Consider the following 13,828-nt stretch of genomic DNA (forward strand, 5'->3'; position numbering starts at 1 on the left):
CGATCCGTCAGACGATCAGGACGAGAGGATCGGGTCCCAGAGGTTGGTCTTGATGAAGGAGCCGCCTTCCTTGAGCAGCGTCTCCGGGTTGTCGACGATCATGAAGCTGAAGCTGCCGATCAGCAGGATGGTCGCGACGACCATCCACTTGCGCTGGGCCTGAGTGAAGAATGCCGCGACGACCGCGATGACGATGGTCGCGGCGAGGATCGCTCTGCCTATGCCGCTGGTCTTCGTCGTGATGGTGCCGGCGTCCGCCAGCATCATGTGGGTGGCGGGCGGAAGGGCCTGGAGGGTCTGCGTCACCATGGATTCTGTGTCCTCTTCTGGCTGGTGCGCCGGAATGGCCGGACGCACGGGATCATCGTATATACACAAGGGGGAGGCGGCGGTCGTCTTTTCCGCTGAGCGGAGCCGCCTTGCGTCATGTATAGACGCTCTTACGGCTTGGTGGATCCGGTGGCGTTCGGCTGTTGCATACCTGTGCCACTGCCGGAGGGGCCGGGCGTGGGCGCGGACGAGGGGCCCTGGGTGAACAGCCCCTCCGACCCCTTCGTCGGCTGGGCGTCCGGCAGTTGGTCTCCACCGATCCCTCCGCCCTCCAGCACGGGTGTGGGGTCGGAGGCGAAGTACCACTGACCGTTGCTTTGGGCGATGGCCACCTGGTAGGCCGACGTCTGCTCGGCCTTGGCGTCCGCGGTGCTCTTCAGCGTCACGGAGAAGGTCAGGGTGCGCCTGCTGGCGTCCTGCCCGGCGGCCGCCTGCGGAACGTACACCTCGCCGATCACCGGTCGGCCGCCCCCACGACTGCCCGTGTAGGCGCCACCGAGACCGAACGACGTGGTCCCGGGCAGCAGGTAGCGCGCCAGGTTCGCGCTGTCGCTCTGAATCCAGGCGGCCATGAACGGCGGCAAGAGGTCCGACTTGAACGTCTGGGCGAGCGCCGCGTCGTTCGACGCGCTCGCCGCCGCCTTCGCCGGCGTGGTCATTCCGGAGCAGGGCACGTACACGGGAGCGGCGGTGAGCCCGAAGGCGGAGGAGCCGCTGCGCTGAACGACGAACAGAGGTACGGCGACGCAGCGCCAGGAACCGTCCTGGATCTGCACGGTTCCTCGCACGATTCCCTTGTCGGCCGCGATGACCTGCACGTCGGTGCTCATCACCAGGTCGATGACGGCCTGCTTCCCCTGGCCGTTCCAGCCGAGCTGGCCGTCGAGCCCATTGATCGCGTAGGGCCGGAGCACCGTCGAACGCGCTTCGACCTGGGCGGGGTCGTAGCTCGCGAAGGCCTTCACCAGCGGTGCCGCCCACATCAAGGCGGCACCCCGGGGGAAGTCCGCCCGTTCCGACGACGTCTGCTTGTCCGCCAGGGCCTGGACCTCCGCCTTGGATGCCTTTCCTCCCACCTTGGCGAAGAGGAACAGCAGGAGCAGGACGGTGAGGATGCCGAGCATCCGGCGCACCAGGATTCCGCGCCGGGGCCCCGCCCACATCTGAGCCGTGGACACCTGTCCGCGGTCGAGGTCGCTGCTGGGCCTGGCCTTGGCGAAGGGGTTGTGGAACCAGCCGTTGCCCTCTTGTGCGGCCGGCCGGTCCTCTTTCTTTCCCTTCTTGCCGTTTCCGCGCGCCGTCCCGGCGGTGGCCGCCTCGGGCAGCCCGGTACCGGGTGCGCGATGCGCCGGGGTACCTCGCTCGGGCGCGCCGCCCTCGGGCGACGTGTCGCCGGGCGGCGAACTCGTCGCGATCAGCCAAGGGTTGGGCGGTGTGGGCGGAGCCGGGCGCTTCTTGGCGAACGGATTGCGGAACCACCCGCCGCCCGCGCCCCTCTCCGGCCGGATGAGCATGTCTTCGGTCAGTACCGGTACCGGCTCCCGGCCGTCATGAGGCGGCGTAGTCACGACTCCCCTTCCCCTGCCGCCGCGCCTCGATGCGGCGCGACAGCTCCCCGTTCACTGTCTAGACACAAGCACTATAGTCACAGGAGCGGCATCGAACGGCAGTACCCGCGGCCCGGACGCACCCGATCCCGATTCCGCATGTGCGAGCGGGTGTAGGAAAGTTGTGGCGGCAATGGCGTCCCGGCGCGGTCGACATGGAGCTCACCGCCCCACCCGGGCGGACATACGATCGACTGCTGTCGATCCCCTACGCCACCCGGGGGCGAGAACCGACCGGCTCCGCCCCAATCGAAACGGCGGGGCCGGCGAACGCAGCCCACTTACCCCGATTGCGACAGGCGGGGCCTCGTCAGGCTTCACGGAAGACGTCGGATCCGCCGCACAGAGTTCCATCTTGACGACACCGTGACGAGCACGTCAGCCTGAGCGCCCGCGAGCACCGGAACGCCGGCCGGCCGGTGATCCGGTGCCGGTGAACATGCACGGCTTCGCCGACCCGAAACTGGGCAAGGCGATCCCGTAGAGGGTCCACGACCTGGCGGCGGACACCGTCTGCCACCTGCCGCCGGGTACGTCGCAGCGGAACAAGATCGAGCACCGGCTGTTCTCCCACATCGCCATGAACTGGCGGGGCCGCCCGCTGACCAGCCACGACACGATGTCATCGTCCGGTCCGCCGCAACCACTACCCGCACCGGACTGCAGGTCACGGCCGAACTGGACACCAACGCCTACCCGACTGGAGTCACGATCGGTGATGTGGGGATGGCGGTTCTGCCACTGACCCGGCATGCCTTCCTCGCCGCGGGGGGCAGTTCTCCCCGTTACGCCAAGGAGGACGTCGAGGTCGGCGGTGTGCTGGTGCGTGCCGGCGAGCCCGTGCTCGTCTCGGTCAGCGCCGCCAACCGGGACGTGCTCCGGTTCGCTGCGCGCCCTCCTCTCCAAGCTGCCCGGCCTGACGATGGCAGGCGAGGTCGTCCGGAAGACCCCGACGATCGTTCGTGCGCCCCTGATCATGCCCGTTGGCTGGTGACCCGTGACGTGGAAGCTCGACGTGACCCCGGACGTCTGCATCGGCTCGGGTGTGTGCGCGGCCCTGGCCCCGGACCGCCACAGGCTGGACGGAGTGCACGCCCGGCCCGTGACCCGCGGGGTCGAGCCGGACGAGGCCCTGCTCGATGCTGCGGACACCTGCCCGGCGATGGCGATCACCGTCAGCGAGCGCCGCGCGGTCGTCGGCCCGCGCCCCTGGTCATGAGCCGGTCACCCGTCCCTACGGCGGATCCCGGCCCGGACACCCCGGCCACCCTCACACGGCAGGCCCTCAGCATGTCCACCCCTACGCGATCAGCCGTACCCCGTTGACCGGACACGGTTCGATCCCGGGCGTAGTGGTACGAGCACCGGAATCCGCGGACGTCGATGACGCCGTGGAGCTGCCAGGCATCGGTACCGTGCCGGTCGGCGAGATGGTCTCGTCGCTCGGTGACCGGTCCGGCTTCAGGGTCCTCACGTGTGCACTACGCGATGATCTCCCGCTCTGACGGCGGCCGCGTTCGGACCGCCTCTCCCGGGCCGGGGCCTCACCGTCGGGCAGGCCCCTCCCGCAAGGTGAACGGACCCATGGTGGTCCCGTGCCAGGGGGCCGGCTCGGCGCTGTTCCCCTCGGCATCGTCGGCACCCGTGGAGGCGGTGACCGGGCTGTCCGGGCGCCCCTGCGCCGGGGCCCTTCCGGGAAAGCCCGGGTAAGGGCTTGCGCCCAGGGCGCCTACACTGACCCTGGGGTCGAGTCTCGACTCATCGGTATCGCTGAGGATCCGCGCCGAGGTCGCCGCTGTCGGCGGGGTTCGCCGTTCGGCCGGTCCCAAGGTGCAGGAATAACTGGGAAGGGTGTGTCGGCGTGACGCGCTACGGGTCTCCGCTTCCGGAGAAGCCCTCGCTCGACGAGCTGGAATCGAAGTGGTCGCAGTTCTGGAGTGAGGCCGACGTATACCGCTTCGGACGGCCGGGCAGTCGTGACGCCGTATTCTCGATCGACACTCCGCCGCCCACGGTCAGCGGCTCCCTGCACGTGGGGCATGTCTTCAGCTACACCCACACCGACATCGTCGCCCGATTCCAGCGGATGCGCGGCAAGCACGTCTTCTACCCCATGGGCTGGGACGACAACGGTCTGCCGACCGAGCGCCGGGTGCAGAACTACTACGGGGTGCGCTGCGAACCGTCGCTGCCGTACGACCCGGACTTCACGGCGCCGACCCCCGTCTCAGAGCGCACGGGCAAGGACAAGAAGGCACCCGCGATCAGCATCTCGCGGCAGAACTTCGTCGAGCTGTGCGAAAAGCTGACCACCGAGGACGAGCTCGTCTTCGAGGAGCTCTGGCGCAAGCTGGGTCTCTCGGTCGACTGGTCGATGACGTACACGACCATCGGCAAGGAGGCCCAGCGGGTCTCGCAGCAGGCGTTCCTGAACCTGCTGGAGCGTGGTGACGCCTACCAGTCCGAGGCGCCCACGATGTGGGACGTGTCGTTCCAGACTGCGGTCGCCAACGCCGAAGTGATCGAGAAGGATGCCTCGGGCGCCTATCACCGGGTGGCGTTCAAGCACGGGTCCGAGGACATCTTCATCGAGACGACCCGGCCCGAGCTGCTTCCGGCCTGCGTGGCCCTGGTCGCGCATCCGGACGACGAGCGGTACCAGCCGCTCTTCGGCAGCGAGGTCGTCTCACCGCTGTTCGGTGTCCGGGTCCCGGTGGTCGCCCACCGTGCCGCCGACCCCGAGAAGGGCAGCGGCATCGCGATGATCTGCACCTTCGGCGACATGACCGATGTGATGTGGTGGCGCGAGTTCCAGCTTCCGACCCGTACGGTCATCGGCCGCAACGGCCGGCTGCTCGCGCTTGACTTCGAAACCCTGCCGAGCGAGGACGCCGCGCGGGCGCAGGCGATCTACGACACGATCGTGGGCAAGACGGTGCACAGCGCCCGCGAGCTCCTCGTCGAGGCGCTGCGGGCTGATGGCAGTCTGATCGACGACCCGCGTCCGACGACGCGTGCGGTCAAGTTCTTCGAGAAGGGCGACAAGCCCCTGGAGATCGTCAGCAGCCGTCAGTGGTTCATCAGGACCGTCGAGCACCGCGACGAACTCCTCGCCCGTGGCAATGAGATCCAGTGGCACCCGCCGCACATGCAGTCCCGCTACAACGACTGGGTCCAGGGTCTCAACATCGACTGGCTGATCAGCCGTCAGCGTTTCTTCGGCGTGCCCTTCCCGCTCTGGTACGCACTGGACGAGGAGGGCCAGCCGGACTACCGCGAGCCCATCGTCCCCGACGGATCGATGCTTCCGATCGACCCGTCCAGCGACTGCCCGCCCGGCTTCACGGAAGACCAGCGGGGCAAGCCCAACGGCTTCATGGGTGAACCGGATGTCATGGACACTTGGGCGACCTCCTCGCTGAGCCCCCAGCTGGCCTGCGGCTGGCTCGCCGACCCGGAGCTGTTCGCGCAGGTCTTCCCGATGGACCTGCGCCCCCAGGCGCACGACATCATCCGTACGTGGCTGTTCACGACCGTGGTGCGGTCCCACTCGGAGGCCGGCACCACCCCGTGGAAGCACGCCGCGCTCTCCGGCTGGATCCTCGACCCGGACCGCAAGAAGATGTCCAAGTCCCAGGGGAACGTGGTCACCCCCGGGCATCTGCTGGATGAGTACGGCGCGGACGCGGTCCGCTACTGGGCGGCGAGCGGCCGTCCGGGGACCGACACAGCCTTCGACCCGCAGCAGATGAAGATCGGTCGGCGGCTCGCGGTGAAACTGCTCAACGCGAGCAAGTTCGTGCTCTCGCTGCCCGCCCCGGCCGCCGGCGCGGAAACCACTGATCCGCTGGACAAGGCGTTGCTGGCAAAGCTGGCCACGACCGTGAGCGAGGCGACGGCCGCGCTCGAGGGCTTCGACTACACCTCGGCTCTGGACGGCATCGAGCGTTTCTTCTGGTACTTCTGCGACAACTACGTCGAGCTGGTCAAGGAGCGCTCCTACGGCAAGGGCAGCGAGGAGGGCGCGGAGTCGGCCCGGGCCACGCTGCGCACCGCGCTCGACATCGTGACCCGGATGTTCGCACCCGTGCTCCCCTACACCACGGAGGAGACCTGGTCGTGGACCCACGACTCCACGGTGCACCTGGCCGCGTGGCCGTCACTCGAGGAGTTCGCGGCGGGTGCCGCCGACGGGCGGCCGGAGCTGGCCGACGTCGCCGCTTCGGCGATCGCCGTCGTCCGCAAGGCCAAGTCCACGGCGAAGCTGTCGATGCGGGCGGAAGTCGCTCGGGTCGTGTTCCAGGCGCCCGCCGAGGTGCTGGAGAGCATCGCGCTGCTCAGCGCGGACATCAAGGCGGCCGGCAACGTGTCCGAGCTTGAATTCCGGGCCGACGAGAACGCCACCGAGCTGACGGTCGAGGTGGAGCTGTCGTAGCGAGCCGCATCAGCGGCACGGACGGCACCGCGCGTCACCATCACTGGTGATCTCGTCATACGCGGGTCTCGGGTACGAATCCCGAAGGCTGCTCTGTGGAAGCCCCAGGACTCACTCTCCGTGACCTGGGGCTTCTGCCTTCCCCCGTGACGGGCCAGGTGCCGCAGCCCACCTGCTGCGGGTCTTCCGCAAAGCTCGGCGTCAGCGACCGCTCACATGCCGTGGTCCAGGCAGGCGTGCTTGGACTCCTCTGCCGGCGAGAAGGGCGGGTGCGTCGATGGCGGTGCCGGGTCAAACCCTTGGGTCTTCGAGGTGGTGGAGGATCATGCGGCCGGTCGGGCGGACCTTGCGATTGTCTGAGCGAACGCCGAGTCCGCCAGGCTCCGGGGCCGAGCGGACCATGGCCGGCCTCTACCCGGTCCTGTCTTCGCGCTGATGGCGCCTTCAAGTCATCTCTGAAGTTCGCCTTCCGCCCGGCGTGCCATCAGGCGTGGTTGACCGGGAGAACGTCCGGGGATAGGGCTCCGGCCTGGGCCGAACCGCTCGTCATGCGGCGGCGGTGGTGCCGGCGGCAGAGAACCTCGTAGCCGATCTCGCCCGCCGGGCGGTTCACGTCGCCGACGACGACCTGGGCGCCCTCGACCACCATCTCCCCGGCGACGGTGCGGGCGTTGTGGGTGGCGCGGGCTCCACACCAACACAGGGCCTCGACCTGGAGCTGTTCGATGCGGTCTGCCAGTTCGATCAGGCGCTGTGAGCCGGGGAACAGCTTCGTACGGAAGTCCGTGGTGATGCCGAAGGCAAAGACGTCCATGTCGAGGTCGTCGACGACCCGCGCAAGCTGGTCGATCTGCTCCGGGGCAAGGAACTGGGCCTCGTCCACGATCACGTAGTCCGCCTTGCCGCCCTTGGAAAGCTGGGCGACCAGGTACCCGTACAGGTCCATGCCCTCGGTGGCCTCCACCGCCTCCGTGACCAGGCCGAGGCGGGAGGACAGCTTGCCCTCCCCCGCACGGTCGTCGCGGGTGAAGATCACGCCCTGGAGACCGCGCGCCGAACGGTTGTGCCCGATCTGGAGCGCCAAAGTACTCTTCCCGCAATCCATGGTGCCGGAGAAAAATACCAATTCGGACATCAGAGGAGGGTGACCTTTCGGGGCGGGCAGACCGTGGGGCAGGGGTGGTCGGCGGCCCCTGCGTGAGATGGCGGATTCCCCAGCGAGTTGATGCTCTTTCCGCAGTTCATCGTTCCGGAGAAGAACACCAGCTCGGGCATGGGAAGTACGGGACCTTTCGGGTGCGGGAGGGGGGGAAGCGGAGGGGAGGGACGGCTCAGGTGCGGACTTCGAGCAGCGGGACCAGCTGTTCGGCCGCGGTCATGGAGCCGTGCATGCCGGCGAGGGCCGACTCGTTGGGCTCCTTGCGGGACGCGGTGATCGCGACGTCGGCCTGGGCCGCGGCGATCACGTCGCCGATCCGTCCGAGCACCCGCTCGTCGCACTCCCCCGGCGCCCCGAACCAGCCCCGGTCCAGGGCCTCTTCGCGGCTCGCGACCCAGAAGCGGTCGCCGAGCACCTCGCGCCACACGGTCAGGACGTCGGCCTCGGCGCCCGGTACCGCGTAGACGTGCCGGGCCCGGCCCTCACCGCCGAGCAGGGCCACGCCCGCACCCAGCTCCCAGTCCTCGTCGAAGTCGATCCGGGAGTCCTCGTCGAAGGGGACGTCGACCATGCCGTGGTCGGCGGTCACGTACAGGGCGGTGCGCGGCGGCAGCTGCTCCGCGAGCCGCTGTACGAGCCGGTCGACGTACATGAGCTGGCCGCGCCAGGCGTCCGAGTCCACGCCGTGCCGGTGGCCGGCCCCGTCGAGCTCGCTGTAGTACGTGTACACGAGCGAGCGTTCCCCGGCGGCGAGCTGGATCGCCGCGAGGTCCATCCGCTCCTCGCCGGTCATCCGGCCGTGGAAGGTGCCGCCGCTGAGGGCGATCTGGGTGAGCGGGGTGCTCTTGAAGTTCGGCGCGGACACCTGGGCGGTGTGCACCCCGGCCGCGTCGGCGAGCTGGAACACCGTCGGGTACGGCTGCCAGGGCTTGGGCTGCGTCCACGGCTGCCAGCGGAGCTGGTTCATCAGCTCGCCGGAGGCCGGGTTGCGCACGGCGTAGCCGGGCAGGCCGTGCCGGGCGGGGGGCAGGCCGGTGCCGACGGAGGCCAGCGAGGTGGCGGTGGTCGCCGGGAAGCCGGCGGTGATCGGACGGCCGGTGCCGCCGCGCGAGCTCGCGAGGAGGGAGGTGAGGAAGGGGGCGTACTCCGGGTGGGCCTTGATCTGCTCCCAGCCCATGCCGTCGACCAGGAACACGCAGTTCCGGTCGGCCGGGGCCAGCTCGATGATCCCCGCGGCGAGACCCGGCACGCCCTGGCCCGCCGCCAGGGTCGGCAGCAGGTCGGCGAGCGAACCGGTCCCGTAGTGCGGGACCGGGGCGCCGGCGAGGTCGAGGATTTCCGGGTCGTCCTGCCAGTTCGGCGGCGCGGAGTACGACATCAGCGGGCGGGGGTGGCGGTCGCCGCCGTGGCTTCCGAGAGCGCCTGGGCGAAGACGAGCGTCTGGCGGACCGTCTCGGGTCCGTCGCCCGCCTCGCTGACCCGCAGGCTGAGGTCGTCGGCCGTGGAGTTGCCGGTGTAGCCGTGGTCGGAGTCGCAGTTCGGGTCGCCGCAGGCGGCGGGCTCCAGGTCGATGCGCGAGACCGCGCCCCAGCCGATGGTCAGCACGACCTCGCGCGGCAGCTGGCCCGGGGTGTAGGACTCCGGGTTGGCCACGACGCGGCTGAGGACCACGGAGGAGATGCTGGACAGCTTGACCGACTCGGTCGAGGTCGTCGCGTACGGGGACGGGGACCCGGCGTCGGCGGCCTGCTCGTCGGTGTGGCTGACGATGAAGCGGTTGCCGGTCAGGACCAGCACGGTGACGTGCCGGCGCACCTCGTTGGAGTCGAAGGTGGTCTCCTGGTGGACCAGGTACGACGAGATCGGCTCGCCGCCGACGGCGGCCTCCACCGCCTCGGCCACGAGGGCCGGGTAGTAGCCGCTGCGCTCGATCGCCGCGCGGAGCAGCCCCTGGGTCGTCGTACCGGATTTCGCCATGAGGTCCATCCTAAGGCCCGTACGGCGTCCCCCTACCTGCCCGGCGCTCAGTAGCTGGGCAGGGTGCGCGGGCCGAGGTCGGTCCGGGCGGGCGGGTGGGCCACGCGGACGGTGGCGCTGAGCACGGAGAGGCCTTCCGCGGCGACGACGACCGGCTCCAGGGCGACCCCGGTCACCTCGGGGTGGTCGTCGACGAGCCGGGACAGGCGCAGCAGCAGTTCCTCCAGGGCTGGGGTGTCGACGGGGTCGCTGCCGCGCCAGCCGAAGAGGAGCGGCGCGGTGCGGATGGAGCGGATCAGGGCGGCCACGTCGCGGTCGGTGGCGGGGACCAGGCCGTGCGCGGTGTCGCCGAGGAGCTCGAAGGCGACCCCGGCGAGCCCGAAGGACAGGACGGTGCCGGCCGCGGGGTCGACGACGGCGCGGACGACGGTGTCCACCCCGCGCGGGGCCATGGCCTGGACGACGGGGAGCAGCTCGCCGGGCTTGCCGAGGGCCTCGGTGAGCTCCTCGTAGGAGCGGCGCAGCTCGGCCTCGGTGGTCAGGTCGAGGCGTACGCCGCCCAGGTCCGCGCGGTGGCGCAGGTGCGGGGCGGTGGTCTTGAGGGCGACCGGGTAGCCGAGGATCCGGGCCGCGCGGACGGCGGCGTCGGGGCTCGGGGCGGGCAGGACGGGCCTGACGGGGATCCCGTAGCGGCCGAGCAGGTCGCGGGCGGCGGCCTCGTCCAGGGTCAGGACGGCTCCCTCGGGGACGCCGTCCAGCAGGGTGGCGAGGCGGGCGGCGGCGCCGCTCTCGTCGATGTCCTCGTACTCGGGGACCTGTCCGGCCTCGGCGTTCGCCCGGCGCCACTCGGCGTACCGGACGGCCTCGGCGACGGCCTTCACGGCCCGCTCCGCCGCGGGGTAGGCCGGGATCCGGCGGGCGGCTTCGGCCGGGGTGGCGGCGGGCGCGGGGGCCTGGGCACGCGCCGGGGCGGGGGCGGCCGGGGCGGGGGCGGTCGTCGGGTCCGGCCCGGCGGGGCCTGGCGGGGTGGGGGGCGCGGCCCGGACTGCGGAGAGGGCCGCGACCAGCTCGACCAGTTCCACGTGCACCACCGCCACGGGCTTGCCGGGCACCTCGGCCGCGGCCTGCCGCAGCGCCTCCGCGAGGTCGTCGGCGAGCGTGCGCTCGCTCACCCACGGGATGGCGTTGACGACGACGGTGTCGCAGTCGTCCGAGGCCAGGGCCGCGGACAGGGCGGCGCGGAAGTCGGCCGGGGAGGCGGCGGTGGTCAGGTCGAGCGGGGGCAGCGGGCGCAGCCCCTCGGTCAGGCAGGCGTCGTAGGTGAGCACGCCGAGGGACTCGGAGTTGCCGAGGATCGCCACGCGGGGGCCCGCCGGAAGGGGCTGTCCGGCCAACAGCAGGCCGACGTCCACGAGCTCGGTGACGGTGTCGACGCGGATGACGCCGGCCTGGCGGAGCAGGTCGGAGACGGTGGTGTCGGGGAGCCGGGTGCCGGGGACGAGGTGTCCGGCGGGGGTGTGCCTGCCGCCGCGGGCGACGACCACCGGCTTGACGGCGGCCGTGCGGCGGGCGAGGCGGGTGAACTTGCGCGGGTTCCCGAGGGTCTCCAGGTACATGAGGGCCACGTCGGTGGCCTCGTCGTCGTACCAGTACTGGAGGATGTCGTTGCCGGAGACGTCCGCCCGGTTCCCGGCGGAGACGAAGGACGACAGGCCCTCGCCGCGCCGCAGCAGTCCGGACAGCAGGGCGATCCCGATGGCTCCGGACTGGGTGAACAGGCCGATCCGTCCGCGGGCGGTGGCGGGGGCCGGGGCCAGGGAGGCGTTGAGTTCCACGGCGGGGGCGGTGTTGATCACCCCGAAGGCGTTGGGTCCGATCAGGCGCATCCCGTAGGAGCGGACCTGGCGCACGAGTTCCCGCTGGCGGGCCAGTCCGCCCGGGCCGCTCTCGCCGTATCCGGCCGACAGCACCACCAGTCCCTGTACGCCGTGCTCCCCGCAGGCGGCCACCGCGTCCGGGACCCGCTCCGCGGGGACGGCGATCACGGCGAGGTCGACGGGGGCGTTGATGTCGGAGACGGTGCGGTAGGCCCGCACGCCGTCCAGCAGGTCCCCCTCCATGCCGGGGGCGCGGGCCTCGTTGACGGCGTAGAGGTGTCCGTGGAAGCCGCCGTCGCGCAGGTTGCGCAGGGCGGCGGAGCCCACGCCGGATCCGGAGCGGCTGACGCCGACCACCGCGACGGAGCCGGGGGCCAGCAGGCGCTGGACGGACCGGGCCTCGGCGCGCTGCTCACGGGCCCGCTGGACGGCGAGGGACTCGGCGGTGGGTTCGAGGTCGAGGGTGAGGTGGACGGAGCCGTCCTCGAAGCTGCGCTTCTGCTGGTAGCCGACGTCCGTGAAGACCTTGATCATCTTGGTGTTGGCGGGCAGCACCTCGGCGGCGAACCGGCGGATGCCGCGTTCGCGGGCCACCGCGCCGATGTGCTCCAGCAGGACGGAGGCCACCCCGCGGCCCTGGTGGGCGTCCTGTACGAGGAAGGCCACCTCGGCCTCGTCGGCGGGCGCGGAGGCGGGACGGCCGTCGGGGCCGATGCGGTCGTAGCGGACGGTGCCGATGAACTCCCCGCCGATGGTCGCGGCGAGGCCCACGCGGTCGACGTAGTCGTGATGCGTGAAGCGGTGCACGTCGCGGTCGGAGAGGTGGGGATGGGGGGCGAAGAACCTGTAGTACTTCGACTCCTCCGAGACCTGCTCGTAGAAGCTGACCAGCCGGCCCGCGTCCTCGGTGGTGATGGGGCGGATCCGGGCGGTGCCGCCGTCGCGCAGCACGACGTCCGCTTCCCAGTGGGCCGGGTACGAGGGGTCCGACGCAGTGGTCATGGAGCCACCCTAAGGGGCGATGCGCGCCGGTGGACGGGCGTGCCCGACGGGTGGGACCGCGTGCGCGCGGCGAATCCGTCACACCAGGGCGAACCAGTGCAAGCTGGGGAGGGTCGAACGGCGGTGGATCCGGGTCGGACGTCGGTCCGGGCAGTCCGGGTGTCGTGAGAGACTGGTCTAGACAACCGTAAGAACCTGAAGGGCATCACCATGGCAGAGCGCCGCGTCAACGTCGGCTGGGCCGAGGGCCTGCACGCTCGTCCCGCCTCGATCTTCGTCCGCGCGACGACCGCTTCCGGCGTCCCGGTGACCATCGCGAAGGCGGGCGGCGACCCCGTCAACGCCGCTTCCATGCTGGCTGTCCTGGGCCTGGGCGCCCAGGGCGGCGAGGAGATCGTGCTCGCTTCCGAGGCCGATGGCGCGGACGTCGCGCTGGACCGCCTCGCGAAGCTGGTCGCCGAGGGCCTTGAGGAGCTCCCGGAGACCGTCTGACCCTTCGGGTCCGGTGCCGGTGAAGCCGCAGTCCCCCCACCCCGGGGACTGCGGCTTCAGTGTTTTTCCGTCCCGGCCGATCGCACGCGTCCGATCGCACGAATTCCGGCCGGACGAATTCCGGCCGCAGGAATTCGGCAGGGCGCGGCAGAGGAATTTTCGGACAGCACGACGGCCGACGGAAATGCGCACGGCGGGAAAAGCGGGCATGCCGCATTCGCCGGCCCGGCATACCCTTTTGTATACGCGGCGCTTGTTAATGCCGGCCGCTCGCCGTGTGTACGGCAGGTTGCGAAGTCCTCACCCTCGGCCGGTGCGCCGCTGCCGCCCGCTCCGCGTGCAGCGCGGTGAGGGCCGCGGCCCGCTCCGCGTCCCCGCGCGCCACCGCGTCGACGATCGCCCCGTGCTCCGCCCAGGAGTCCACGGGCCGCGCCGGGGGCTCCACCACGTACATCCAGGCGATCTTGCGCCGGGTCTGGGTCAGCAGGGCGATCAGCCCGGGGCTGCCCGAAGCCTGGGCCAGGGTTTCGTGGAACCAGCCCCCCAGGGCCCGCAGGTCCTCCCCCTGCGCCTTGCGGGCCCGCTCCCGGCCCAGCCTGACCAGGCCGCGCAGGACCTTCAGGTGGGCCTCGGTGCGCCGGCGGGCCGCCCGTGAGGCCGCCAGCGGCTCCAGCAGCATCCGCAGCTCCAGGAGGTCGGCGGCCTCCTGGATGCTCGGCTCGGCCACGCAGGCGCCGGCGTGGCGCCGGGTGGTGACGAAGCCCTCGGACTCCAGGGTGCGCAGCGCCTCGCGGACGGGGACCCGGGAGACGCCGTAGCGGCGGGCGAGCACCTCCTCGGTCAGCCGGCCCCCCGGCCCGAAGAAACCGGAGACGATGTCGTCGCGGATCGCTGTGCATACCGCGTGCGCAGGAATACGCAAGGCCGGACCTCCGCTGGATTCACCGCC

10 protein-coding genes and 1 pseudogene are annotated in these 13,828 nt (G+C 71.0%); 4 read left to right on the plus strand and 7 right to left on the minus strand.

The features are described 5' to 3' along the window. Window positions 1-15: 15 nt before the first annotated feature. Both ACEPPI_RS05585 and ACEPPI_RS05590 read right to left on the minus strand, forming a co-directional pair. Window positions 16-309, minus strand: coding sequence for a TcpD family membrane protein (locus ACEPPI_RS05585; RefSeq protein ID WP_373914100.1), 294 nt, complete (start codon window positions 307-309; stop codon window positions 16-18). A gap of 131 nt (window positions 310-440) precedes the next feature. Further along, a complete protein-coding gene (locus ACEPPI_RS05590) occupies window positions 441-1,898 on the minus strand; it encodes a hypothetical protein (RefSeq protein WP_373914101.1) in 1,458 nt (485 codons plus the stop codon). 547 nt (window positions 1,899-2,445) lie between these two features. Between ACEPPI_RS05590 and ACEPPI_RS05595 the strand changes: the two are divergent. The 3 genes and pseudogenes from ACEPPI_RS05595 to valS form a co-directional block, all read left to right on the plus strand. Further along, window positions 2,446-2,690, plus strand: a pseudogene (locus ACEPPI_RS05595) (ISAzo13 family transposase); the annotation flags it as partial. Between the two features lie 244 nt (window positions 2,691-2,934). Further along, window positions 2,935-3,156 (plus strand): ferredoxin, encoded by a 222-nt coding sequence (locus tag ACEPPI_RS05600; protein ID WP_373914102.1) that lies wholly within the window; start codon window positions 2,935-2,937, stop codon window positions 3,154-3,156. 642 nt (window positions 3,157-3,798) lie between these two features. Then, window positions 3,799-6,372 (plus strand): valine--tRNA ligase, encoded by a 2,574-nt coding sequence (valS, locus tag ACEPPI_RS05605; RefSeq protein WP_373914103.1) that lies wholly within the window; start codon window positions 3,799-3,801, stop codon window positions 6,370-6,372. 484 nt (window positions 6,373-6,856) lie between these two features. Here valS and ACEPPI_RS05610 read toward each other — a convergent pair whose 3' ends face one another. The 4 genes from ACEPPI_RS05610 to ACEPPI_RS05625 form a co-directional block, all read right to left on the minus strand. Then, window positions 6,857-7,507, minus strand: a complete 651-nt coding sequence (locus ACEPPI_RS05610) for a thymidine kinase (protein WP_373914104.1) — start codon at window positions 7,505-7,507, stop codon at window positions 6,857-6,859. A 196-nt stretch (window positions 7,508-7,703) separates the two neighbouring features. Next, a complete protein-coding gene (locus tag ACEPPI_RS05615; RefSeq protein WP_373914105.1) occupies window positions 7,704-8,909 on the minus strand; it encodes an alkaline phosphatase family protein in 1,206 nt (401 codons plus the stop codon). Next, window positions 8,909-9,508 (minus strand): DUF5998 family protein, encoded by a 600-nt coding sequence (locus ACEPPI_RS05620; RefSeq protein ID WP_030235262.1) that lies wholly within the window; start codon window positions 9,506-9,508, stop codon window positions 8,909-8,911. Before ACEPPI_RS05620 ends, ACEPPI_RS05615 begins: the two co-directional genes overlap by 1 nt. Before the next feature lie 47 nt (window positions 9,509-9,555). Further along, window positions 9,556-12,387, minus strand: a complete 2,832-nt coding sequence (locus ACEPPI_RS05625) for a GNAT family N-acetyltransferase (RefSeq protein WP_373914106.1) — start codon at window positions 12,385-12,387, stop codon at window positions 9,556-9,558. A 210-nt stretch (window positions 12,388-12,597) separates the two neighbouring features. Between ACEPPI_RS05625 and ACEPPI_RS05630 the strand changes: the two genes are divergently transcribed. Then, entirely contained in the window at window positions 12,598-12,879 is a 282-nt protein-coding gene (locus ACEPPI_RS05630) for an HPr family phosphocarrier protein (protein ID WP_356209454.1), read from the plus strand. 256 nt (window positions 12,880-13,135) lie between these two features. Here the strand turns inward: ACEPPI_RS05630 and ACEPPI_RS05635 are convergent, their stop codons facing one another. Beyond that, window positions 13,136-13,801, minus strand: a complete 666-nt coding sequence (locus tag ACEPPI_RS05635; protein ID WP_373914107.1) for a GntR family transcriptional regulator — start codon at window positions 13,799-13,801, stop codon at window positions 13,136-13,138. Window positions 13,802-13,828 lie beyond the last annotated feature (27 nt).

Origin of the sequence: Streptomyces sp. AB3(2024) (assembly GCF_041862025.1) — a bacterium.
In the GTDB taxonomy this organism is placed as follows: Bacteria; Actinomycetota; Actinomycetes; order Streptomycetales; family Streptomycetaceae; genus Streptomyces.